This is a genomic window from Ruegeria sp. BH8 (assembly GCF_056538065.1).
Window position 1 is genome coordinate 1131378 of sequence record NZ_JBQFSP010000001.1, and the last position, 24137, is coordinate 1155514.

At 58.8% G+C, this 24137-nt stretch carries 25 protein-coding genes and 1 tRNA gene; 14 read left to right on the forward strand and 12 right to left on the reverse strand.

The window, feature by feature from the left end:
• Positions 1–9: 9 nt before the first annotated feature.
• From ACR0AD_RS05600 to ACR0AD_RS05620, 5 genes are all read left to right on the forward strand, one after another.
• On the forward strand, positions 10–981 hold the full coding sequence (locus ACR0AD_RS05600; RefSeq protein WP_209503674.1) for a beta-ketoacyl-ACP synthase III: 972 nt from the start codon (positions 10–12) through the stop codon (positions 979–981).
• Between the two features lie 96 nt (positions 982–1077).
• On the forward strand, positions 1078–1380 hold the full coding sequence (ihfA, locus tag ACR0AD_RS05605) for an integration host factor subunit alpha (RefSeq protein WP_209503673.1): 303 nt from the start codon (positions 1078–1080) through the stop codon (positions 1378–1380).
• 17 nt (positions 1381–1397) lie between these two features.
• The gene (locus tag ACR0AD_RS05610) at positions 1398–2003 is read left to right on the forward strand and encodes a MerR family transcriptional regulator (protein WP_480485377.1); all 606 of its coding nucleotides are present in this window, start codon (positions 1398–1400) and stop codon (positions 2001–2003) included.
• A gap of 61 nt (positions 2004–2064) precedes the next feature.
• Positions 2065–2141, forward strand: a tRNA-Pro gene (locus tag ACR0AD_RS05615).
• A gap of 61 nt (positions 2142–2202) precedes the next feature.
• On the forward strand, positions 2203–3282 hold the full coding sequence (locus ACR0AD_RS05620) for a 2'-deoxycytidine 5'-triphosphate deaminase (RefSeq protein WP_480480530.1): 1080 nt from the start codon (positions 2203–2205) through the stop codon (positions 3280–3282).
• A gap of 93 nt (positions 3283–3375) precedes the next feature.
• Here ACR0AD_RS05620 and scpB read toward each other — a convergent pair whose 3' ends face one another.
• The 6 genes from scpB to ACR0AD_RS05650 all read right to left on the reverse strand — a co-directional run bounded on the left by scpB (position 3376) and on the right by ACR0AD_RS05650 (position 10094).
• Complete coding sequence (gene scpB / locus ACR0AD_RS05625) at positions 3376–4023, reverse strand: SMC-Scp complex subunit ScpB (RefSeq protein WP_480480528.1); 648 nt, start codon at positions 4021–4023, stop codon at positions 3376–3378.
• Complete coding sequence (locus ACR0AD_RS05630) at positions 4016–4810, reverse strand: segregation and condensation protein A (protein ID WP_480480526.1); 795 nt, start codon at positions 4808–4810, stop codon at positions 4016–4018. The genes scpB and ACR0AD_RS05630 overlap by 8 nt, the downstream gene beginning before the upstream one ends.
• A complete protein-coding gene (gene nagZ / locus ACR0AD_RS05635) occupies positions 4800–5807 on the reverse strand; it encodes a beta-N-acetylhexosaminidase (protein ID WP_480480524.1) in 1008 nt (335 codons plus the stop codon). Before nagZ ends, ACR0AD_RS05630 begins: the two co-directional genes overlap by 11 nt.
• Positions 5804–6868: an SPOR domain-containing protein gene (locus tag ACR0AD_RS05640; RefSeq protein ID WP_480485375.1), complete on the reverse strand. Its 1065-nt coding sequence runs from the start codon at positions 6866–6868 to the stop codon at positions 5804–5806. The genes nagZ and ACR0AD_RS05640 overlap by 4 nt, the downstream gene beginning before the upstream one ends.
• Positions 6869–6956: 88 nt before the next feature.
• On the reverse strand, positions 6957–8702 hold the full coding sequence (gene argS / locus ACR0AD_RS05645) for an arginine--tRNA ligase (protein ID WP_480485373.1): 1746 nt from the start codon (positions 8700–8702) through the stop codon (positions 6957–6959).
• A 252-nt stretch (positions 8703–8954) separates the two neighbouring features.
• The gene (locus tag ACR0AD_RS05650; protein WP_480485371.1) at positions 8955–10094 is read right to left on the reverse strand and encodes a deoxyguanosinetriphosphate triphosphohydrolase; all 1140 of its coding nucleotides are present in this window, start codon (positions 10092–10094) and stop codon (positions 8955–8957) included.
• 76 nt (positions 10095–10170) lie between these two features.
• Between ACR0AD_RS05650 and ACR0AD_RS05655 the strand changes: the two genes are divergently transcribed.
• Together ACR0AD_RS05655 and xth are read left to right on the forward strand one after the other, a co-directional pair.
• Positions 10171–10494 (forward strand): HesB/IscA family protein, encoded by a 324-nt coding sequence (locus ACR0AD_RS05655; RefSeq protein WP_480480516.1) that lies wholly within the window; start codon positions 10171–10173, stop codon positions 10492–10494.
• Between the two features lie 280 nt (positions 10495–10774).
• Positions 10775–11554, forward strand: a complete 780-nt coding sequence (gene xth / locus ACR0AD_RS05660) for an exodeoxyribonuclease III (protein WP_480485369.1) — start codon at positions 10775–10777, stop codon at positions 11552–11554.
• A 4-nt stretch (positions 11555–11558) separates the two neighbouring features.
• Here the strand turns inward: xth and ACR0AD_RS05665 are convergent, their stop codons facing one another.
• Both ACR0AD_RS05665 and dksA read right to left on the reverse strand, forming a co-directional pair.
• Positions 11559–12707, reverse strand: a complete 1149-nt coding sequence (locus tag ACR0AD_RS05665; RefSeq protein ID WP_480485367.1) for an FAD-dependent monooxygenase — start codon at positions 12705–12707, stop codon at positions 11559–11561.
• 71 nt (positions 12708–12778) lie between these two features.
• Entirely contained in the window at positions 12779–13201 is a 423-nt protein-coding gene (gene dksA / locus ACR0AD_RS05670; protein WP_209504868.1) for an RNA polymerase-binding protein DksA, read from the reverse strand.
• 381 nt (positions 13202–13582) lie between these two features.
• Between dksA and ACR0AD_RS05675 the strand changes: the two genes are divergently transcribed.
• The 7 genes from ACR0AD_RS05675 (at position 13583) to ACR0AD_RS05705 (ending at position 19203) form a co-directional block, all read left to right on the forward strand.
• A complete protein-coding gene (locus ACR0AD_RS05675) occupies positions 13583–14428 on the forward strand; it encodes an AAA family ATPase (RefSeq protein ID WP_480485366.1) in 846 nt (281 codons plus the stop codon).
• Between the two features lie 109 nt (positions 14429–14537).
• Positions 14538–14987, forward strand: a complete 450-nt coding sequence (locus ACR0AD_RS05680; RefSeq protein ID WP_480485364.1) for an N-acetyltransferase family protein — start codon at positions 14538–14540, stop codon at positions 14985–14987.
• Positions 14984–16351 (forward strand): DUF2927 domain-containing protein, encoded by a 1368-nt coding sequence (locus ACR0AD_RS05685; protein WP_480485362.1) that lies wholly within the window; start codon positions 14984–14986, stop codon positions 16349–16351. Before ACR0AD_RS05680 ends, ACR0AD_RS05685 begins: the two co-directional genes overlap by 4 nt.
• A 7-nt stretch (positions 16352–16358) precedes the next feature.
• Positions 16359–16529, forward strand: a complete 171-nt coding sequence (locus tag ACR0AD_RS05690) for a hypothetical protein (protein ID WP_209503658.1) — start codon at positions 16359–16361, stop codon at positions 16527–16529.
• A 4-nt stretch (positions 16530–16533) separates the two neighbouring features.
• Entirely contained in the window at positions 16534–17718 is a 1185-nt protein-coding gene (locus ACR0AD_RS05695) for a vWA domain-containing protein (protein WP_480485360.1), read from the forward strand.
• A 101-nt stretch (positions 17719–17819) separates the two neighbouring features.
• The gene (locus ACR0AD_RS05700; protein WP_480485358.1) at positions 17820–18416 is read left to right on the forward strand and encodes an NAD(P)H-dependent oxidoreductase; all 597 of its coding nucleotides are present in this window, start codon (positions 17820–17822) and stop codon (positions 18414–18416) included.
• A gap of 100 nt (positions 18417–18516) precedes the next feature.
• On the forward strand, positions 18517–19203 hold the full coding sequence (locus ACR0AD_RS05705) for a M48 family metallopeptidase (protein ID WP_480485357.1): 687 nt from the start codon (positions 18517–18519) through the stop codon (positions 19201–19203).
• A gap of 71 nt (positions 19204–19274) precedes the next feature.
• On the opposite strand, the gene ACR0AD_RS05710 is transcribed toward ACR0AD_RS05705, so the two are convergent.
• From ACR0AD_RS05710 to ACR0AD_RS05725, 4 genes are read right to left on the reverse strand one after another with little or no spacing between them, the layout of a single operon-like run.
• Positions 19275–19817: an RSP_2648 family PIN domain-containing protein gene (locus tag ACR0AD_RS05710; protein ID WP_480485356.1), complete on the reverse strand. Its 543-nt coding sequence runs from the start codon at positions 19815–19817 to the stop codon at positions 19275–19277.
• A complete protein-coding gene (locus ACR0AD_RS05715; RefSeq protein ID WP_480480496.1) occupies positions 19814–21016 on the reverse strand; it encodes an RSP_2647 family RNA methyltransferase in 1203 nt (400 codons plus the stop codon). Before ACR0AD_RS05715 ends, ACR0AD_RS05710 begins: the two co-directional genes overlap by 4 nt.
• Before the next feature lie 38 nt (positions 21017–21054).
• Positions 21055–21327, reverse strand: coding sequence for a hypothetical protein (locus ACR0AD_RS05720; protein WP_209503652.1), 273 nt, complete (start codon positions 21325–21327; stop codon positions 21055–21057).
• A complete protein-coding gene (locus tag ACR0AD_RS05725; RefSeq protein ID WP_480485354.1) occupies positions 21311–24106 on the reverse strand; it encodes a bifunctional [glutamine synthetase] adenylyltransferase/[glutamine synthetase]-adenylyl-L-tyrosine phosphorylase in 2796 nt (931 codons plus the stop codon). The genes ACR0AD_RS05720 and ACR0AD_RS05725 overlap by 17 nt, the downstream gene beginning before the upstream one ends.
• Positions 24107–24137 lie beyond the last annotated feature (31 nt).

Below are 24137 nucleotides of genomic sequence, written 5' to 3' on the forward strand. Positions count from 1 at the left end.
ACCTCAAAAATGGCAGGCCGTTCAGTTGTAGTAGGTGTCGGGCATTATTTGCCGGAACGTATTGTTCCAAATTCCGAGTTCGAGAAAACGCTGGACACGACGGATGAATGGATCAGAACCCGGTCGGGGATCGAACGCCGTCACTTTGCCGCCGATGACGAAACGACGTCGGACCTGGCCACCAAAGCTGCCGAGGCTGCGCTGGCCGATGCGGGCCTGACAGCGGATGATATCGACGCGATTGTCCTGGCGACCTCGACGGCGGACCTGACCTTTCCTTCTGCCGCGACCATGGTTCAGGCCCGGCTGGGCATGACAAAGGGGTTTGCTTTCGACGTACAGGCTGTCTGCGCGGGATTCGTTTTCGCGCTCAGCAACGCAAATGCGTTGATCCTGTCCGGCCAAGCCAAACGCGTGCTGGTCATTGGTGCCGAAACCTTTTCCCGGATTATGGACTGGACCGACCGCTCGACTTGCGTTTTGTTCGGGGATGGCGCCGGCGCATTGGTGCTCGAAGCGCAGGACGGCGAAGGCACCGCTGCGGATCGCGGCATACTCGCAACCGATCTGAACTCGGATGGGCGCTACAAGGACCTGCTTTATGTCGATGGGGGTGTTTCGACCCAATCCACCGGGCATCTGCGGATGCAGGGCAATCAGGTCTTCCGACATGCCGTTGAAAAGCTTACCAAAACCGCTGAGACGGCCCTGAGCCGCGCCGGGCTGAGATGCGCTGACGTCGACTGGATTGTTCCTCATCAGGCCAATATTCGCATCATTCAGGGCACGGCCAAAAAGATGGGCCTGCCGATGGAAAACGTGGTTGTGACCGTTCAGGATCACGGCAACACCTCGGCTGCATCGATCCCATTGGCATTGTCGGTTGGTAAACAACGCGGGCAGATCAAACCCGGCGACCTGATCGTGACCGAAGCGATTGGCGGCGGTCTGGCTTGGGGCGCGGTGGTTCTGCGCTGGTAACCGGCGCAATCCAGCTTACACAGCTGCTTGCAATTCATTGATATTGACAGCGAATTTGCCATACCCATATGCTTTGACAGCAACAGGGGAAATGACATGGGCGACAATACACTGACTCGAATGGATCTGAGCGAGGCCGTCTTTCGCGAAGTCGGGCTTTCACGCAACGAAAGTGCGCAGCTGGTCGAAAGCGTTCTGAACCACATGTCCGACGCTCTGGTGCGCGGTGAGCAGGTGAAAATTTCGTCCTTCGGTACATTCAGTGTTCGCGACAAGACCGCGCGAGTCGGTCGCAACCCCAAAACCGGCGAAGAAGTTCCGATACAGCCCCGCCGCGTACTGACCTTTCGCCCGTCGCATCTTATGAAAGATCGCGTCGCCGTCGGGAATCGCAAGTAACCCAGGGTCACGCGGATATGAGCAAGTCTCCCGACGCGTTTCGCACGATCAGTGAAGTAGCGGATTGGCTTGGGGTTCAGGCCCATGTTTTGCGATTCTGGGAAAGCAGGTTCGCTCAGGTCAAACCGGTCAAACGCGCGGGCGGGCGCCGGTATTATCGCCCCAATGACATGCGTCTTTTGGGGGGCATCAAGAAACTGCTTCACGAAGACGGGACCACAATCAAGGGCGTACAGCGAATCCTGCGCGAGCAAGGCGTCGCACATGTCGCAGCACTGTCTCCGCCTCTGGACGAACCGGGTCCTGCCCTGATTGAACCCGTTCAAGGTACTGTGGTGCCGTTCGAACCCAAACCCGCTGCCGCCACCGAACAAATCCCTATGGATCTGGACGGACCGTCCGAGCAGCCGGCGAATGAATGCATGCAGGCCGACGCACTTCCCGCGGCTGTGTCAGAACAAGAACCAGAGTCTGACCTGAACACAGCGCCCCTGATGGGCGGAATTGCTTCGCTGGCGTGGAAGCGTGCCGAGTTTGACGACGAACTTCTGCGCCAAATTGCACCGATTGCAAAAGACCTGCGCCGCTGGCTGGATCGGGTCGAAACACAGGCGACGGGTTAGGAAAAAAGGCAGTGTTTTCCTCTTGCCCCTGCCGGGAAAATCTTTATGAACGGCCCAACGTCGGGCTATGGCGCAGCCTGGTAGCGCGTCCGTCTGGGGGACGGAAGGTCGCAGGTTCGAGTCCTGCTAGCCCGACCAAATCACACCGACGTTTATGGCACAAAGGCCAGATCCCGCTCTGGCACATGAGGGGATCGAGATGACAGGTGTTTGCGCGAACCAGCAAATCGAAGCGATGATCGCGCGCGGAGAGATTGCCGCCAACCCCGATGTTCTGCCAGCGCAAATTCAACCGGCCAGCCTTGATTTGCGTTTAGGAACAGTTGCTTACCGAGTGCGTGCCTCGTTCCTCGCGGGCGAAGGACAGACCGTTACGGATCGCTTGGCCGAGTTTGAAATGCACCGCATCGACATCTCGGACGGCGCTGTTCTGGAAAAGGGCTGCGTCTATCTGGTGCCTCTGATGGAATCGCTTGCCCTGCCCCGCGACATGACCGCCGTCGCCAATGCCAAAAGCTCGACCGGACGGCTTGACCTTCTGACCCGTACCATCACCGATGGTGGCACCGAGTTCGATCGCGTGCCCGCAGGCTACAAAGGCCCGCTGTACGCCGAGATCTGTCCACGTTCGTTTTCGGTTCTGGTCCGACCCGGTATGCGTCTAAACCAGATTCGTTTCCGTCAGGGTCAGGCCGTCTTGTCTGACGCCGAACTGACCGCCCTGCACGCCGAATCGCCGTTGGTGGACGGGCCTGCTGTGATTCATGATGGTCTTGGCTTTTCGGTCGATCTGCAACTGCCCGACACCGATCTGGTCGGCTATCGCGCCAAGCCCCATACCGGGGTAATCGATCTGGACCGAATTGGCGAATACGACCCCCAGGACTATTGGGAGGAAGTGCGCACCAAGGACGGTCGCATCATACTTGACCCCGGCGCATTCTATATCCTTGTCAGCCGCGAGGCGGTCCATATCCCGCCGATGTATGCCGCCGAAATGGCACCTTATCTGGCGATGGTTGGTGAATTCCGAGTGCATTATGCCGGGTTCTTCGATCCCGGCTTTGGCCATGCAGCCGCCGGGGGTGCCGGGTCACGTGGTGTGCTCGAGGTGCGATGCCACGAAGCGCCTTTCGTGCTGGAACACGGACAGGTGGTCGGGCGTCTTGTCTATGAGAAAATGGCTGAGATGCCCACGCAGCTATATGGTGCCGGGATTGCATCGAACTATCAGGGGCAAGGCCTGAAACTGTCCAAGCACTTCAAAGCGGCCGTCTGATCCTCAGAATTTCTTTCAACGGTGCATGCGTCGGATAACCCGCGTTTACTGCCGCAGGATCCGCGCCTGACCTGTAGCGACCTGTCCGGGTTATTATTCCTCAAACAGTTCCGACTGGTCCTCGTCCACTTCGTCCTCGCGCCCCTCGCCCAGCGGGATCGTCCCCGGTGGAGGCCGGTTTTCCAACAATCCCGCAGCCCTCAATTCCTTGAGACCCGGCAGATCGCGGGCGTTCTCCAGCCCAAAATGATCCAGAAATTCGGACGTCACCACAAATGTCACCGGACGACCCGGTGTCATGCGGCGACGGCCCAACCTGATCCACTCCATCTCTAGCAATTGATCAATCGTCCCGCGAGAGACTGATACGCCGCGAATTTCCTCAATCTCGGCGCGGGTGCAGGGCTGGTGATAGGCCACGATCGCCAATGTCTCAATCGCGGCGCGGCTGAGTTTGCGAGTCTCAACCGTTTCCTTCTGCATCAGAAAGCCCAGATCAGGGGCCGTACGGATCGCCCATGCCTCACCAACGCGTACCACGCGCACGCCGCGCCCCTCGTAACGCCTTTGAAGCAGTTCAACGGCTTGCGCGGCGTCGCTTCCATGCGGCATCCGCGCCTCAAGGTCGGCAATCGTCACCGGATCGGCGCTGGCAAACAAAACGGCCTCGACCATACGCTCCTGTTCCGCCAAGGGTGGCGCCTCGAACAGGGTGCCGGTTTCTTCTGGGGCGTCAGTCACGTGTCTGGGTCCTCTTGCGCAATTGGATCGGCGCGAATGTCTCGCTCTGCTTGATCTCCATATGTCCTTCTTTCACCAGTTCCAGCGAGGCCGCAAAAGTCGCAGCCGTCGCCGATCTGCGGCGCACCGGGTCAATATCCCAACCATCGGGCAGATAGGTTTCCATATCGGTCCACGTCCCCGCAAAACCGATCAGCGGGCGCATCCGCTCCAGTGCCTGCTCCATCGTGAACACCGCATCGCGGTCCATCACAAAGGGGCGGAATTCGTCACGGGTGCGGATACGGGCATAACCCTGCATCAGGTCCAGCAGCGTGGCAGAATAAGTCACGGTGCGAATGCGGGTGACGTCCTCGCCCTGCCCGCGTTTGAAAAAATCACGCCCCAGTTGGTCGCGGGCCATCAACCGTGCAGCGACGTCACGCATCGCCTGCAGGCGTTCAAGTTGAAACGCCAGATGCGCGGCCAGCTCTTCACCCGATGGCCCGTCGTCATCGGGGTCTGGCGGTAGCAGTAGACGGGACTTGAGAAAGGCCAGCCACGCCGCCATGACCAGATAATCGGCGGCCAGTTCAATGCGCAGCGCACGTGCCTTTTCAACAAAGGCCAGATATTGCTGCGCCAGCGCAAGAACCGAGATCTTGCGCAGATCCACTTTTTGCGTGCGTGAAAGGGTCAACAAAACATCCAACGGGCCTTCGAACCCGTCGACATCAACAATCAGCGCTTCGGCCGCAAGACGATCCGCGACCGAGACAGGGTCTTCGCTAAAAAGATTATCGTTCATATACCTGCCCGCCCATTAGGGCAGATAGTTCCGCTTCGGCGGCTTGGATGTCAAGTTCCCGCGGGCGTTTGCGCGTCGCCAGCGCCCGTTCTGCGCGGGCTTGTGCCACATCCGACATTTCTCCGGCAGTTTCCATTACAGCGGCACGTTCAGAAAAACTGCCATTGCAATGCAGGACTACATCGCAGCCCGCCTGCAAAGATTGGCGAGTGAGGTCCGTCAACGCCCCACTGAGCGCCTTCATCGAGATATCGTCGGTCATGATCAGGCCGCCAAAGCCGATATTGTCTCGGATCAGGCCCATCATGGCCGCAGAAATGGTGGCTGGCCGGGGATCGATCTGATCAAAGACCAGATGCGCCGTCATCCCCATCGGCAGGTCGTTCAAGGCGCGGAACGGCGCGAAATCGCTGTATTCCAACTCTACCAGCGGCAAATCAACGTGCGGAAGGTCATGGTGACTGTCCAGAGTGGCCCGGCCATGGCCGGGAATGTGCTTGAGAACCGGAAGAACGCCCCCGTCCAACAGGCCCTGTGCCACGGCCCTGCCGACCCTGGAAATCTGTTCGGGGTCAAAGGCATAACAGCGGTTTTTCAGAAACGCATGGGTCTCGGGCCGCGCCACATCGACCATGGGGGCACAGTTGCTGTCGATGCCCAGACCAAACAGCTCATCCGCAATCAGGCGGTACCTGAGGTACATGGCGCGTTCCGCTTGATCACCCGCCCTGATCACATGATCCAGCGGCGGCAGCCATTCGCGAGCCAAGGGTGCGCGCAAACGCTGTACGCGCCCACCTTCCTGATCAATGGTAATGGGACAGTTGCGCCCAACGGCCTCGCGGAAATCATCACACAAGGCCCGCACCTGATCGGCGCTTTCAATATTGCGGGAGAACAGGATGAACCCAAACGGGTTCATCTGGTGAAACAGGTCTCTTTCCTCCTGCGTCAGGCGCAGTCCTTCAGCATCTGTGATCGCTGCTCCGAACTTCACCTCACGGCCACCGGGATACAATCAGCGCCTTGCGCGACCAGAGCAGCGCAGAACTGGCGCGAGTCGCTCAGGTCTTCGAACCCCAGAACACGCAGGCGGTAAAAGGTCCGTCCACCACTTGAGGTTTTCTGGATAACTCGTTGTTTTCCCGACAAATAATCACCAAACTGACCATTCAATCGGTCCCACTCGGCCTGTGCCACTTGCGTGCTGTCATAAGCTCCAAGCTGCGCCAGCCGGGTTCCCTTTGCCAGTGTATCCGGATCAACATCCACCCCGACCGCGGCTTTCACCGCTGCATTGATGGCGTCTTCGGAATTCTCGCTGGGCGCGACCTGACTGCGGGTGGACCGTGCCGGACGCGTCACAGGGCGCAACGATCGGCGCACACCCGGCAACTCTGCGAAGCTCGGGTCCGGCAAGGCCGCAGCAAAATCTGCCGGGTCAATGGCGGGTTCTTCATCAGGGGTGGTCAGCGATGCCAGTTGCACACCGTCTTCGAACTCTTGCTGCGTTTCTGCTGCCGCACCCGCCAATTCCGCAACCAGCGCATCTACTGCGTTCTGGCGCAGGCGCGCGGCCTCCTGCGTGGTGATAGGTTCTTCGACAACATGCAGCGCAGGGGTCGGCTTCAGTTCTCCGGCGGGCAGATCTTCGTCTGTCAAGGACACCGGGCGCGGTGCAAGGATCAACCGGTCGGCCGGCGCCGCAGCGCTGCCTTCGGCGGCGACGGCATTCACGGCAAAGCCCTGATGATCGGCGGGTGTTCCACCCGGATTTTCCGGCTGTACACGCATCGGCCCTTCGGCGGCGCGAACAACCGGCACGCCACTGACATCGCGCATGATCAATTGATAGCCCCAGACCCCGACACCGGCGACCAGCGCCAAGGATGCAACAGCCCCCAGGAAATTGACCGCCCTGCCCAGACCAAACGAGCCACGCGGCGCGTCATCTCCCTGCATGTCTTCGGGAAAATCATACACATCATCAGAATGCGCTTGATTCGGGTAATGAATCTGCCCGGGGCTTTGGTGCCCCGAGTAATCGTAACTCGCCATGTCCGCCTCACTGCCCGTTTCGCGCCTGAAAATAAGGCCCGCGGGTCATTTCTTGCCTACCTCGTACCGGCGGTTCGGGCGATATTCGTTACCGCATCTCCTGCGCCGGAGTAACGCCAAGAATACCCAAGCCCGCTGAAATCACAACAGAAACGGCCCGGGCCAAAGCGATTTTTGACTGGCTTGTGGCAACATCGCCATCCTGGATGAAACGCAATTGCGTCTCGTCATTGCCCTTGTTCCACAACGCGTGAAAGTCGCCTGCAAGTTCATAGAGATAAAAGGCGACCCTGTGCGGTTCATTGGTTCGGGCCGCAATCTCCACCAGCCGTGGCCATTCTGCCAGCTTCTTCGCAACAACCAGTTCCGAGACATGATCGTTCCTGCTCAGGTCAGCACCCGCAAGGATCGCATCATCAGCCGCAATTCCAGCCTCGGCCGCACGACGCAGCACGCTCATGACACGGGCATGTGCATACTGAACGTAGAACACGGGGTTCTCGCGGCTTTGTTCCAGCACCTTGTCAAAATCGAAATCCAACGGCGCGTCGTTCTTGCGGGTCAGCATAACAAACCGCGTCACATCCGGGCCCACCTGATCGACCACATCGCGCAGCGTGACAAAGTTCCCTGCCCGCTTGGACATCTTGAACGGCTCACCATTCTTCCACAGCTTCACCAGCTGTGTCAGCTTGATATCAAGCGGCACCTTACCGTCGGACAGTGCCGAAACAGCCGCCTTCATCCGTTTGACATAGCCGCCATGGTCGGCGCCAAACACGTCGATCAGCGCGTCAAAGCCACGGGTCACCTTGTCATAGTGATAAGCAATATCCGGGGCAAAATAAGTCCAGCTGCCATCCGATTTCTTGACAGGGCGGTCGACGTCATCGCCATGTTCGGTCGATTTGAACAGGGTCTGTTCGCGTGGCTCCCAATCCTCGGGCTTTTTGCCCTTCGGCGGCTCGAGCACGCCTTCATAGATCAGGCCCTTGTCAGTCAGCGATTGCAATGCGGCCTCAATCCGACCAGTGCCATAGAGAGATTTTTCCGAGAAGAACACGTCCATCTCAACGCCCAGCGCTTTCAGGTCAGCGCGGATCAGATCCATCATCGCGTCGGTCGAGAACTCACGCACCTCTTCCAGCCAGTCACTTTCCGGCTTGTCGATCAGGCTGTCGCCGTATTTCTGTTTCAACGCCTCACCGATTGGGATCAGATAGTCGCCGGGATAAAGACCTTCGGCAATTTCGGGGCTCAGACCATTGGCCTCGCGATAGCGTTCGTAAGCCGAGCGCGCCAGCACATCCACCTGCGCGCCGCCGTCGTTGATGTAATACTCGCGGGTCACATCATGGCCGGAATAGGCCAGCAGGCTTGCCAGAGCGTCACCGAATACCGCACCCCGTGTATGACCCACGTGCAGCGGTCCGGTTGGGTTAGCCGAAACATATTCCACGTTGACCTTCTGCCCGTGGCCCATAGTCGAGCGGCCATAATCGGTGCCCTTCTCCAGCACAGCCGCCAGCACGCCTTGCCAGACCGACGGTGCCAGCCGCAAATTGAGAAAGCCCGGACCTGCCACATCGGCGCTGGTGATCCGGTCATCCGCTGCCAGCTTCCCTGCCAATACATCGGCAATGTCGCGCGGTTTCATCCTGGCCGGTTTTGCCAGCACCATCGCGGCGTTTGTCGCCATGTCGCCATGCGCCGCATCACGCGGCGGTTCGACCGCCACGTTGTCAAAACTCAGCCCATCGGGCAACGCGCCTTCGGACTGCATCTGCGCCAGCGCGTCCAGTACGAGGCTGCGGATCTCGGAAAACAGGTTCATTTCGGATGTCCTTTTGCTTGCCCGGCGGTTTACCATGCATCACGGCAAGGTCAATGGACGCCTATTGTTTGGACATGGTTTGCGCCCAATGTCTGCCAATGGCGCCCAGATATCCTCTGTCTGAGATTTCAAGTACCCTGCGCACTGTCCGTCGTACGGCTTCTGATCATCGCTTCCCGCCTGCGCAAGGTACCAATCAACCCGCAATAAAGGTCGCAAACATGGACCATTACCCGTTTCATTGCGGCGCAATCAGCCCGTCAGCCGGGCGTGATCCTGCAAAGCGAAGCGGTCGGTCATTCCTGCAATATAGTCCGATACGATCCGGGCCAGAGCAGTCTCGTCCGCCGCAGCTTCAATATCCTCGTGCCAGCGTGCCGGCATCTGTTTCGGATCGTTCAGGTAGATCGGGAACAGGTCTTCGACAACCGTTGCAACCTCGGCCCGCACCTTCATGACGCTGGGCGCGCGATACATCCGGGTGAACAGGAACGCCCTGATTTGTTTCAGATCCGCCCAAGTCCCGACCGAGAATTGGATGACAGGATGCCCAAGATGGCGAATCTCTTCGACCGACTGCGCGCCCGAGGCCGCGATCAAGTCGCGCGACGTTGTGATGACGTCCGCCACCATGACCCCAAAAACCCTCCGCAGTGCTTCATGACGCCGCCGATACGGATCAAGACCGGGGTATTTCGCATCCACATCTGCGTAACACGCCCCCACGATCGGAAGGTGGCGCAGATCATCATCTTCAAACAACCCCGCACGCAACCCATCCAGAAGGTCGTGATTGTTGTAAGCAATGTCATCAGACAAGGCCGCCACCTGCGCCTCGGCACTTGCATGGGTATGAAGTTCAAGATCAAAGCCCTGGTTGCATTCAGCCAGGGCCCAGGGCAGATCGCCAACAACCGGACCGTTATGCTTGGCGATACCCTCCAGACATTCCCAAGTCAGGTTGCATCCGTCAAACCCGGCATAATGCCGCTCCAGCTTGGTTACGATCCGAATGGCCTGCGCGTTGTGATCAAACCCCCCGTAAGGTGCCATCAGCGCGTGGAGGGCGTCCTCACCCGTATGACCAAAGGGCGTATGACCCAGGTCGTGCGCCAGCGCTACAGCTTCGGTGAGTTCAGGATTCAGGCCCAACGCCCCTGAAATTGTTCGCGCGACCTGAGCAACTTCGATGGAATGGGTCAGCCGTGTTCGATAACTGTCACCTTCATGCTCGACAAAGACTTGCGTCTTGTGCTTGAGCCGCCGAAACGCACTGGCGTGAATGATCCGGTCGCGATCACGCTGAAAGCTTGACCGGAAGCTGCTCTCTTCCTCTGGCACCAGCCGCCCCCTTGCGCGGTCTGGGTCCGAAGCAAAACCCGCTCTGTCCAAAGGCCTTGTCCTTGTCGCCTGTCTTTTGGTTTCATATATTGTAGGACGCTTGGGAAATAAACCTTTGGAGACCGGCATGAATCTGCCCCCATCAGTCACCGAACGCGCCTTTGACCGCCTTGCCGAAATCGGTGCCGCGGAACAGGGGCAAGCCCTGCGTGTCGCAGTGGAGGGCGGTGGATGTTCCGGTTTTCAATATGAAATTGCTCTGGATACGCCAAACTCCGACGACCTCATTCTTGAAGGCAAAGGGCAGAAAGTCATCGTCGACCCTGTCTCTCTGCCCTTTCTTGAAAACGCTGTGATCGATTTCACTCAGGAGCTTATCGGTGCACGGTTTGTGATCGACAATCCCAACGCCACCTCGTCCTGTGGCTGCGGCACGTCGTTTTCAATGTAACCGGTGGGGGCTTTGCCCCCACACCCCCAGGATATTTTCAGCCAGATGAAGCAGGAATCCACTCTCTGACCATAACGACCAGAGAGCTTCACCTGGCGAGGTCATCGGCGTCCCCGCCTGTACCGCCCTTTCAAGTATCGAGAAAATGGTTAAGGATCCGTTTCTTCATCTGGCTAAAAATATCCCGGAGCGCGAGGCAGAGCCTCGCTAGTCCGATCTCCGACTTGCCGCTGGGCCCGTTCTGAGCGATAGGTTGCCACAAGGCTTCGGAGGATCGCGCATGAAAATCGCCACATACAACATCAATGGCATCAAGGCGCGAACCGAGGCGCTGCCCCGCTGGCTGGACGATGCCCAACCCGACGTTGTTCTTCTTCAGGAAATCAAATCCGTCGACGAAAACTTCCCCCGCGAGATGTTTGAAGATCGCGGATACAACGTGGAAACACACGGGCAAAAAAGCTTCAATGGTGTCGCGATCCTGTCGAAGCTTCCGCTGGAGGATGTATCACGCGGCCTTTCCGGCGATGACAATGATGAACAGGCACGCTGGATCGAGGCGACCGTCGTGGGCAAAAAGGCCCTGCGACTCTGTGGGCTGTATCTGCCCAACGGGAATCCGGCACCCGGACCGAAATACGATTACAAGCTGGCCTGGATGGAACGGCTTTACGACCGCGCCAAGACCCTGATGAAGTCAGAGGAGCCGGCCCTGATGGCTGGAGACTATAACATCATCCCACAGGCCGAGGATGCCAAACGCCCCGATGCCTGGCAGGAAGACGCGTTGTTCCGCCCGGAAAGCCGGTCCGCCTTTCGAAAAATCCTGAACCTTGGCTTTACCGAGGCCTTCCGCGCGACAACGCAGGGTCCAGACCACTATTCTTTCTGGGATTATCAGGCTGGCGCGTGGAACCGGAATGACGGAATTCGGATTGATCATTTCCTGCTAACGCCACAAGCCGCCGACCTCATGCGGGATTGCCAGATTGATGCCGCTGTTCGGGGGCACGAAAAGCCATCCGATCACGTTCCTGTCTGGATTGACCTGGATATTTGAGGCCCTAAGCAGCCGTGACGTCGTGACCGTAGATCCACTCATAGCGTTGGGACAACCGGGCGCCAACGACCCTCAACACACATTGCGCAGCCAATCGGGCTGGACCGCGCAGATGAAAGTTCCGCGCATTTGATCCGGCCGCCGCGACAACGCGCTGCGCCCTTGGTTTGCGAGTTGTTTCATAGGTTGCCAGCGCGCTGGTGATACCCGATCGTTCGTCAAACGCGCGCGCCAGCACCCAGGCGTCTTCAAGCGCCAGACATGCACCCTGTGCCATGAATGGCAATGTTGGATGGGCCGCATCCCCTAGCAGAACCAATCTGCCATTCTGCCAGTTTTGCGCGACAGGCCGAAGAAACAATGCCCACAGGTGCACATCCGTGACTTTCGATAGAATGTCGCGCACGGGGCCACCGAAATCTGCAAATCGCTTGCGCAGCTCTTCAGGGTCGCCCGTCTGACGCCATCCTTCTTCCCGCCAGTCCGAACGTTCTTCGACCGCGACAATGTTCATCATGCTTTCGTCGCGCAACGGATAGGTCACCACATGCCGCCCCGGCCCCATGGTCAGGGACGCCGAAACCGGGTCGCGATCGGGCTGCCAGGGGATGGTGGCGCGCCACGCCACCTGATGCGTGAACTCCGGCGTCTCTGCCCCGTTCAGAGCCGGGCGGAGCACGCTGCGGCCGCCATCGGCCGCAATGGCGCATTCTGCGCGAATTCGCTCGCCTGACGCCAAGACCACCTCTGCCTCGTTGGGGTGCTTTTGCACATGCGAAACTTTGGCACCCAAGCGGATATTCACGCCTGCGTCACAAGCCGCATCATGAAGAAGGTTCAGAAGGTCGGCACGGTGGTAGTAATAAGTCGGACCAGCTGCAGGGCCCGGCAGGTGACTGACCACGCGCCCATTTCGGTAATCGCGCAAGACAGTTCCATGGGACTTCTGCCCGACAGAAAGACCTGTGACGCCAAGTGCATGAAGAACGCGCATCCCGTTCTCGCTGATCTGCAAACCAGCGCCAACTTCGGTCAGGGCCGGGGCTTGCTCCAGAAGCGTGACATGCGCCCCACGGTGTTGCAGCGCCAGAGCCGAGGCCAGGCCGCCGATTCCACCGCCAATGACACAGAATTTCAATCCATCTATCTTCATGGCATCCGCATAACGCAAAAACGCCGGAGCCACAGGCCCCGGCGTTTGGATTTCTTACACATACCCGGCGATTAATCGTCGCGGTGGACCTTTTCGCGACGCTCATGGCGCTCTTGTGCTTCAAGTGTCATGGTTGCAATCGGTCGTGCGTCCAGACGCTTCAGCGAGATCGGATCGCCCGTCATTTCGCAATACCCGTATTCGCCATCATCAATCCGGCGCAGGGCCGAGTCGATCTTTGCGACCAGTTTTCGCTGACGATCACGGGTCCGCAGTTCCAGCGCACGGTCAGTTTCTTCACTGGCGCGATCCGCGACGTCCGGAATGTTACGGGTGTTGTCTTGCAGCCCTTCGATGGTGTCGCGGCTACCAGCCAGTAACTCTGTCTTCCAATCCAGCAGCTTGCGACGAAAATACTCAAGCTGACGATCATTCATGAAAGGCTCATCTTCGGCCGGACGGTAATCTTCCGGCAGAAAAACTTCCTGCTTCATATTTGCTCCCTCGGTATGGCCAGTAACGTCGTTCGAGGCTGTTTCAGCTGACATTTGGCTCTCCCTTCTGCGCAGCGTTTAGCCGACGGGCGGTGGAATGTCACTACACAAACGTTGCGCAACAGTGCACCCCTGCGGATTTGTCTAACTATGAGACAAACATCAACAAAACCTTGTATTTCTATGAAATTTGACAGGCTTTTTTGGGGCGAGAGGCACGGCGCCCGGGATTGGTCTATATCGGAATCAAGCAAAAGGGCTTGGAGTTGCAGCACAATTCCCGCCGGGCGACGCAGGGACGCGGGTTGTAAAAAACCTTGCCGCTCTGTAACCCGGAAACCACAACCTGCCCGTCCAACACAATATACGTACGAGAGGCCCATGACCGCACGTTTCCAAGGTACAGCCGAATATGTCGCCACCGACGATCTGACTATTGCCGTGAACGCCGCTGTCACGCTGGAACGCCCCCTGCTGGTGAAGGGCGAGCCCGGTACCGGCAAGACCGAATTGGCAAGGCAAGTGGCCGGTGCGCTGGGGCTGAGAATGATCGAGTGGAATGTGAAATCCACCACCCGCGCGCAGCAGGGTCTTTATGAATATGATGCCGTCAGCCGCCTTCGTGACAGCCAATTGGGCGAAGAGCGTGTCCATGACGTGTCGAACTATATCCGCAAGGGCAAGTTGTGGCAGGCCTTTGACGCCGACGAAAAGGTTGTTCTGCTGATCGACGAAATCGACAAGGCGGATATCGAGTTCCCCAATGACCTGTTGCAGGAACTCGATAAGATGGAGTTCCATGTCTACGAAACGGGCGAGACGGTCCGGGCCAAGCACCGCCCCATCGTCATTATAACTTCGAACAACGAAAAAGAGCTGCCCGACGCCTTCCTGCGCCGCTGTTTTTTCCACTATATCCGCTTTCCGGACGAGGCGACGATGCGCCGGATCGTAGATGTGCACCACCCCGGCATCAAGGACGCACTTCTGACCGCCGCGCTGACGCAATTCTATGAAATCCGCGAGACGCAAGGGCTCAAGAAAAAACCCTCGACCTCGGAGGTGCTGGACTGGCTGAAGCTGTTGCTGGCCGAAGACCTGACGGCCGAAGACCTCAAGCGTGACGGGGCCAGCGCGCTGCCGAAGCTGCATGGCGCTTTGCTGAAAAATGAACAGGACGTGCATCTGTTCGAACGTCTTGCTTTCATGGCGCGTGGCAAACGCTAGCCTGCGTGTGAACAATCTGTGATCACGGCTTGCCATTGGGTATCTCGGGTGTCAGCATCGAGATACCTGACGCAACCGCGTTTCGAAGCAGCAATATTGGGGTCATTACTTGGCGAACGCTCTGACAATCCGGACCCTGCGGGCCGAGGACAAAGATCAGTGGGCCGAAATGTGGCGGGATTATCTGGCGTTTTATGAAACCACCCTGCCTGAAAACGTGTATGAATCGACCTTTTCCAGATTGTTGGGCGACGACCCGCAGGATTTTTCCTGTTTCGTTGCGGAACAGGCGGGCGTTTTGGTCGGGCTGACGCATTACTTGTTTCATCGCCACGCCTGGAAAGTGGAAAAGGTCTGTTACTTGCAAGACCTGTTCGCCCGACCTGAAACCCGAGGAACGGGCGTCGGTCGCGCTTTGATTCAGGCGGTTTATGAAGAGGCCGATCGCCAGGGCGCCCCATCCGTTTACTGGCTTACGCAAGAGTTCAACACCACGGCACGCCACCTTTATGATCGCATCGGCACCCTGACACCGTTCATCAAGTACGCCCGCCCATGATGCGTTTGGGCGCCCTTTTTCTGGCGCTGGTTATCGCTGGCTGCACGTCTGTCGAGACAATCGAACTCGGGAACGATGCCCCATATGTCGAAGTGGCGTTGCCGCCGGCCAAGTCTTTTGCGGCACCCCGCCCTTCGCCACCGGCACGGTCCAATACGAACATCGCGTCGGATTTCCTGTCCCTGCATTTCGAACTGGAAAGCGGGGCCGCCCTGCCCGTTTTCACCCGGTTCGAAACGCCGATCACCGTTCGCCTGACCGGATCGCCGACACAAAGTATGCAGCAGGATCTGACCCGCCTGCTGAACCGCCTGAAGCGCGAGGCAGGCATCAACATCCGACAAATCAAAGACGGTCAGGCCAATATCACGATCGAAGCGGTCAGCCAGAAGGACATTCTGCAAATTCTGCCAAACGCGGCCTGTTTCGTGGTGCCAAACGCGTCCAGCCTGGCTGAGTATCAGCGCGACCGCCGCAAACCCAAAAGCAGTTGGGTTGAGCTGCGCCAGCGTGAAAGATTGGGGATTTTCATCCCCTACGATGTAAGCCCGCAGGAAATGCGCGATTGTCTTCACGAAGAACTGGCACAGTCCCTTGGTCCTCTGAACGACCTCTATCATCTGCCGGATTCGGTGTTCAACGACGACAATATTCATACGGTCTTGACCGGGTTCGACATGCTGATCCTGCGCGCGGCTTATGCGCCTGAACTGCACACCGGCATGACCCGCGATCAGGTCGCTGCCGTCATCCCCGGAATTCTCAGCCGTCTGAACCCACGCGGCGACCGACTAGCTGCGCAACCCCCCACAAATACCCCCCGAGAGTGGATCAACGCGATCCAGAAATCACTTGGACCGGGGCCGGGTTCCCCCCGACAGATGCGCGCCGCGCAAAAGGCAGCCCGCATCGGGCAGCAACTGGGATGGACAGACCACCGCCGCGCCTATCCCCACTACCTGATGGGCCGGATGGAGCAGTTTCGTGACCCGGCAGAAGCCCAGCGGCAGTTCAAGATCGCGCAACAATTTCTTCGCGCGACGCCCGGAACCGAGGTTCATCAGGCTTATGTCTCAACCCAGACCGCAGCCTTTGCGCTTGCGCAGGATCGCGGGCCCGAGGTCCTGCCCGAACTGGATCAGGCCATCGACGTGATGACCCGCGCGGAAAACGCTTCGCTGCTGGCAACGTTGCTGCTGTTGAAATCCGAGGCCTTGAAACAGGCCGGTCAATTGCAGCAGGCACGTGCCGTCAGGCTGGACAGCCTTGGATGGGCGCGATACGGGTTCGGTTCGGATTTGGTGGCTCAATCTCTGGCTCAAAACAGTAGCCGACGCCCCGCTGACAGCACGAAAGACGGATGAAACGCATATGTTGCTAGTACTGGGAATGGCGATACTGGGTGCAATCCTGGGTGCTTTGACCGCAAAAAAACGCAATGGAAACGGCGCCGACATGGCGCAGTATGCCGCCGGATATGGGATCGCTTTTGCGCTTGTGGGTCTGGTGATCTCGCTGGTTCTGCTTCGCATGGTGGCGTGACGCGATGTTCCTGCCCTTTTTCGAAAACCTCCGCAAAGCGGGCATCCCGGTATCGCTCCGGGAGTATCTGACTTTTCTGGAAGGCATGAAAAAGGGTCTTGTCACCTATGATGTCGAAGCGTTCTACTACCTTGCCCGCGTGTCGATGGTGAAAGACGAGCGCAATATCGACAAGTTCGACCGCGCCTTTGCCGCCAGTTTTGAGGGCTTGGGCGAGATCAGTTTCGATCAGGTGTTGGAAGCTGTCGATATCCCAGCCGATTGGCTCGCCAAGATGGCCGAGAAACACCTGTCGGACGAGGAGAAGGCAGAGATCGAAGCGCTCGGCGGTTTCGACAAGCTGATGGAAACGTTGCGCGAGCGCCTCAAGGAACAACAAGGCCGTCACCAGGGCGGTAACAAATGGATTGGTACCGCAGGAACCTCTCCGTTCGGGGCTTATGGGTACAACCCTGAAGGCGTCCGTATCGGACAGAAAGAAAGCCGCCATCAGCGTGCCGTCAAGGTCTGGGACAAGCGGGAATTCAGGAACCTCGACGACACGGTTGAACTGGGCACCCGCAACATCAAGGTCGCCTTGAAACGCCTGCGCCGCTGGGCGCGGGAGGGAGCAGCTGAAGAGCTGGATCTGGACGGCACCATCCGTGCCACGGCCGAGCATGGCTATCTGGATGTCAAAACCCGGCCCGAGCGCCACAACGCGGTGAAGGTACTGTTGTTTCTGGACGTCGGCGGCTCGATGGACCCTCATATCAAAGTGGTTGAAGAGTTGTTTTCCGCTGCAAGAACCGAGTTCAAGCATCTGGAATATTACTACTTTCACAATTGCCTGTATGAAGGGGTCTGGCGCGACAATCGCCGCCGCTGGAACCAACAGACCCCGACCCACGAAGTGCTGCGCACCTATGGATCCGACTACAAGTGCATCTTTGTCGGCGACGCCTCGATGAGCCCCTATGAAATCGCCTATCCCGGCGGTGCCAATGAACATTGGAACCAGGAAGCCGGGCAAGTCTGGCTGCAACGCGCGCGCGAACAGTGGGCGTCAAACCTGTGGATCAACCCGGTGCCCGAGAAATACTGGGAATATACCCATTCCATCAGCATGATCCGCGACATCTTTGAAGATCGCATGGTGCCCATGACGCTGGCTGGTCTGGAACAGGGAATGCGCGAGCTGACGCGCTGACACACCCCATCAGATACTCCTGCTGATTAATACCTTGACCTCAAGCAGGGTTGAGCTTTCACAGTAACCCGGTTGCCGTTTGAAAACCTGAGGAGCTTACTGTGCATCTGCTGACAATCCTGGATCACCCAAAGCCGAACTCCTTTACGGCCGCCGCTGTCGCCAAACTCTGCGAAGGCGCAAAGGCGGCTGGCCATACTACCGAGATTGCGGATTTGCATGCAGAAGGGTTCGATCCACGCTGGTCAATGGCGGACATAGAAGGCGAAGCAGGCACTGGCGCACCGCAAGACATACTTGCGGAACAAACACGGATTGCGCGCGCCGATGCAATCTGCCTGGCCTTTCCGTTGTTCTGGTGGGGAATGCCTTCGATGATGAAAGGCTGGGTCGACCGCGTGTGGATGTGGGGCTGGGCCTACGATCAGTTGGACGATCCGGAAAAGTCCCTCCAGAGGTCCCGAACTGGGTTATTGTTGGTGCCAGCCGGTGCGCGTTCTGACGAAATGGAAGCCAAAGGATATACCGACGCGCTTGAGACACTCTGGACGAATGGCACGTTTGGGTATTTCGGGTTTTCACCCCGGAAACTCGAGCTGTTGCATGGTGCGACCGGGTCAGCCCTGCGTCGACAGGCGCTTTTGGAACGTTGCTATGAAATTGGACTTACGCTTCCGCAACCTGAAAGCGATCCATGAACACGGTTACATCGACAGCCTCACTTCGAAATGAAACAGAACAGAGAAAAGCTGTTATTTTCCATTTGCTCTTGGGGTGTTGAAAACCCATATCTAACCCATGCTTCGCCTGACCCCTATCCTACTGGCCATTGCCTATGGAATTGTGATGTACCGGATTTCCGTCTGGCGCACCCATCGGGAACTGGACGCAAAGTCGACCGAGCTTGTTGACCCGGCCCTCAAGCGCATGACCGACCGGTTGGCTGCCGCGCTCGAGATCGAGCGGGTCCCGGTTTATATCTACGAGATCGACCCGGTGAACGGGTTGGCCGCACCGGACGGGCGGATATTCATCACCCGGGGATTTTATCGCAAATTCCGCAACGGCGAGGTTTCGGCTGAGGAAATGGCCAGTGTAATCGCGCATGAGTTGGGCCATGTAGCGCTGGGTCACGCGCGGCGGCGGATGATCGATTTTTCGGGGCAAAATGCGATGCGAACAGCACTGATCATGGTCCTGAACCGGTTCATCCCTTTTGTCGGGGCGATGATTGCCAATGCGTTGACCGCACTGATCGCCTCGCGCCTGTCGCGGGGGGATGAGTATGAAGCGGATGAATACGCAGCCGCTTTGCTGACAAAAGCCGGTATCGGAATAGGCCCGCAGAAATCACTGTTTCACAAGCTGGAAGAGTTGACACAGCGGCGCGCCGGGGTGGTCCCGGCATGGCTGATGAGCCATCCCAAGACGGATGAACGTGTTGCGGCGCTGGAAAAGCTTGAACAGCGTTGGGCACAGCGGTGATGCCTGTGCTGCGAGAGGCCAGCCTCTCGCGCTCTCCGGGATATTTTTGGCCAGATGAAGCTGGACCCCACTCAGGTGGCGAGTGCCTTGCCCAATCGCGGAAGCCGGGCTTTTTTCATGAGCGCGCGGAGCGTCCATTGTTCGGCTGAGAGGCGATTGGCTTCGGCAAGGACCTGAGTGGCAAGTGTGCCCATTCCCTCTGGATTGAATCGCCAGAAGCCGTACAGCAGGCTGTCGGGATCTTTCCGGTCAAGCCCTTCATCTGTCAGGATAATTTTGGGGAAATCCTTGGCATTTACCGTGACAATCAGATCAGCGGAAGCCGCGATTGCTGTGGCCAGCACATGGATATCTGCTGCGTCCGGAAGCCACAGGCGGTTTTGAAGACCCTCGTTCGCTGGACGTTCGGCATCCGGCCAGGCCGCTTGCACCAGCGCGATCTCGGCGCGCGCCTGGGCCTCACCCGTCGGGCCCAGCTTGCGGGCGGCGCGGGCCCATTCTTCGAGGATGCGGGCGGACCAGATCGGGGTGAAATGCCCCAATCGCGCGGCGCCCAACAGCATCTCGCGCATGACCGTTGGATAGAGGACACAAGTGTCGAGAACAGCCTTCATAGGCGGTAGAACACCGCTTTGAGGTAGCCGCTTTCCGCCAGTTGCGGCAGTTGAGGATGATCCGGCCCGGCAAATCCGGTGTGGATCAGTTGCGCCTGTCGGCCCGCGCGGCCAATCCCGCGGGAGGAGGCATCGCGGAACCGCCCCAGATCGGCGGCATGAGAACACGAGCACAGCCCCAGATAGCCGCCGGATTTGACCAGAGGTGCGGCAAGCCGCGCGATACGCTCATAAGCGCGCAATCCCGCATCCAGTGCTTGTTTTGACGGGGCAAAGGCAGGTGGGTCACAGATGACCACGTCAAACGCCGCACCCTCGTCCCCCAATTGGGTCAACACATCGAACGCATCGCCCTGCCGTATCTGGAACCTGTCGCCAAGGCCCGAAGCCTCGGCACCTTTGGCGGCCAGTTCCAGCGCGGCAGCAGACCCATCGACGGACAGGGCTTGTCCGGCTCCTGCGGCCAGCATCGCCAGGCCAAAGCCGCCAACATGGCTGAACACGTCAAGCACCTGCGCTCCGGGATGTACCAGCCGTGCGGCAAAGGCATGGTTGGGGCGTTGATCGTAAAACAGGCCGGTTTTCTGACCTCCGGTCAGGTCGGCCATATACGTGGCACCATTCATCGGCACAGGCAGGGGTGCGTCGGGTGCGGTGCCGTGCAAAGTCAGGTTCTCATCGTCCAGCCCTTCCAGCCCGCGCGTGCGTCCCGAGGCGTTTTTCAGCACCGTCGTCACGCCTGCGACCTTGACTAGCGTTTCGGTGAGCGTATCCAGATGCACCTCGGCCCAGGCCGCGTTGGGCTGGATGACACAGCTATCGCCAAACCTGTCGATGATCACACCGGGAAAGCCATCGGCCTCGGCATGGACCAGACGGTAGAAAGGCGCATCAAACAAGCGTTCACGCAATGCAAGGGCGCGGCTAAGGCGGGTTTCGAACCAAGTATTGTCCAATTGTGCGGTGGTATCACGATCCAGCACCCTGCACATGATTTTTGAGTCAGGGTTGACCGCCACCAGCGCAAGCGCCGCGCGGTTGTCATCCTCGAGAATCGCCAGTGCGCCCGCGGGGATCTTGCGCGTGCGGCGGTCTGTGACAATGTCATTTGCATAGACCCAGGGGAAGCCATGGCGCAGCCCGCGCGCGTTGGCTTTGGGTTTCAGGCGGATACGGGGGCGGTCGGCAGTTTGGGTCATGGCGCTCTCTTAGTCGCGAATGTGCCGATGGAAAAGCCCTAGCGGTTCCGAGAGCGCCAGCCGCCACGCCGTTTCGGGGTTTGGGCCCCCTGAAGGCCCTCGGACAGAACCTGAGTCATGGGATGGTCCGGGCTGTGCAGCGCGTATGCCGCATGCAACTCGGTCAGCGCCGTGTTCTGGTCACGCTCTTCGGGCAGGCTGAGCGCCCAGTCCAGAAATATGCTGCGGCATTCCGGCAAGGTGATGCCTTCGATGCGATAGGCTTCCTGGATCAGACCTTTGTGGTCATTGGGATCAGTGCTGCGTGCCATCTTCGCCCTCTTGGATCACGCTGCCGATCAGGTCGGCCGCGGTTGTGTAACTCTTCTGTAATGCCCGTTGCAGTGCATCGACCTGTTTAAACCCGGTGGCACGGCACAGGAAATCCACACCTCCTTCACCGATCTGCTCCGCCTCGATGACTTTGCCCGATAGAAGCCGGGCCGCACATTGCACCGACCAGCATAGGCTGTAGCAGTCTTTCAGGGATTGCGCCTGCGCGACATCCAGCAACCCGGCAGCGACGGCACCATCGAGGCCCGAGGATACGTCGCGGGCGGTAGTCCCTGCCAGCAAGGCACCGGTTTCGGCCATCAGTTCGATATCCATCAGGCGGCCGGGCCCGTTTTTGGCATCCCAGATCCCGGCGGGTGCCTTGGCTGCGGCCAGACGCGTTCGCATCTCGGCGACTTCGCGCAAGACATTGTCCCGCTCGCGTGGGCGCGACAGAAACCCGGCGCGGAACGCTTCGATATCATTTGCCAAACCGGCATCACCCGCAACGACATGAGCACGGGTCAGGGCCAGATGTTCCCACACCCAGGCCTCATTCTGCTGATAATTGGTAAAGCTGGCCCAACTGGTGGCGACTGGTCCCTGATTGCCGGACGGGCGCAGTCGCATGTCGACCTCATACAGCCGCCCCTGTGACATCGGAGCCGAAAGTGCCGTGATCAGCGCCTGCGTGAACCGCGCATAATAGGTGCGCGTGGCCAAAGGACGCGGACCATCGGACATGTCCTGATCCTGCGGATCATAGATCACAATCATGTCCAGATCGGATTGCGAATTGATCCGTCCTGCGCCCAGCGATCCCATGCCCAACACCGCCGCTCCGCGTCCCGGTGCGGGACCGTGTTTACGGGCGAAATTCTCGGTAACATAGGGCAGGATGGCGGCAATCACCGATTGTGCTAGCTCTGCATATTGCCGGCCTGCCTGTGCCCCGTCGATCAGACCCCGCAAGTGGTGGACGCCGACCCGGAAATGCCATTCCTTACACCAGCGCCGCGCAAAGTCGAGCCGGGTTTCATAGTCAGACTCTTCCGCCAGCGCACGGGCCAGTTCGACCTGCAATTCCTTCTGCCCCGGCCAATCGGCAAAGAAACTGCCGCCGATCACCGCGTCGAAAACCGAGGCATTGCGCGACAGATGCGAGGCCAGAGCGTGAGACGTACCAACGATATCGACCAGTAGGTCGATCAGTTGCGGATTGGCCTCGAACAAGGAAAACAGCTGAACCCCGGCGGGAAGGCCAGACAGAAACCCATCCAGCGCCATCAACGCCTCATCCGGTTTGGCTGTCTTGGCAAGACGCGACAGCAACTCGGGCCGCAACCGTTCGAATATCCGCGACCCGCGCTGGGACCTTAAGGCCGGATATGTCGTCCACCGGGCCAGAACACTCTGGTCAAATTCTACATCCTGCGCCGCCACAGGTGCAGGACCGGGCCCGGGCGCAAAAAATCCTTCGGTCAGTTCGTGCACTTCGGTCAGGCGGTTTTTCACGTCCTGTTTCAGTTCATCACTTTCGATCCCCATCAGACAGGCGATACGTTCAATGCCTTCAGGTGATTTCGGCACCTTATGCGTCTGTGCATCATGAACCATCTGAATGCGGTGTTCGACTTCGCGATGCGCCCGGTAATGATCGGTTAGTTTGTCCGCAACATCCTGCGGCACCCAGCCTTTTGACGCCAACGCCGCCAACCCCGGAACCGTTCCACGCACCCGTAAATCCGGATCGCGACCGCCTGCGATCAACTGACGGGTCTGGGTGAAGAACTCGATCTCGCGAATACCGCCCTGCCCCAGCTTCATGTCGTGGCCCGGGATCGACAAGACCCCGCCCGTACCTTTGTTTTCGCGAATCCGCAGACGCATATCATGCGCGTCCTGAATGGCGGCAAAATCCAGATGGCGACGCCAGACAAAAGGGCGCAGACTGTCCAGAAACCGCTGCCCCGCGGCCAAGTCTCCGGCGCAGGGGCGGGCCTTGATATATGCCGCGCGTTCCCATGTGCGGCCAAGGCTTTCGTAGTACCGTTCAGCGGCCTCCATTGCCATGCAAACCGGTGTTACGGCGGGGTCTGGCCTCAGCCTCAGATCTGTACGGAAAACATAGCCATCGGCAGTCTTGTCGCTGAGCGTCGCGCAGAAGTTCCGCGTTGCCCGCACCATGCCCTGCCGGGCCTCGTAGAAGTCATCCGGGTCAAACCGTGTCTCATCAAACAGCACAATCAGATCGATATCCGAGCTGTAGTTCAGCTCATGCGCGCCCATCTTGCCCATGGCCAGAATGACCATCCCGGCGGCAGTTTCGATAGCATCCTCGGTCATACCCGGCAATTTGTTGCGCCGGATCAACATGGCGATCTCGGCCTTGGCCGCAACATCCGCGGCCAGTGCTCCGAAATCGGTCAGCGCCGCGGTGACTTTCTCAAGCGGCCAGGCACCTGCAATGTCGGCAAGCGCGGTCAACAACGCCACACGCCGCTTGGCCTGCCGCAATCCGGATTTCAGCTGATCCGGCGGCAGCTCGCGCGCATCCGCCATGACTTCAGACAGAGCCTGATCCGGGCGCATTATGGCATCAGGCAGCCATTCCCTTTCACGCTCGATCAGGCCTTTCAGATATGGGCTGGACCCGGCTGTTCCCGCCACCAGCTCTCCCATCTCCTGCGACAGATCAGGTATCAGAGCGCGGGTTTCATCGCCCAGAGACGGATCAAACGCACGCGGAAGGCGGGTAATGGCAAGAGCGTCAGTCATGCGCGCACCCTGCGCATTGCGGGGCGCAATC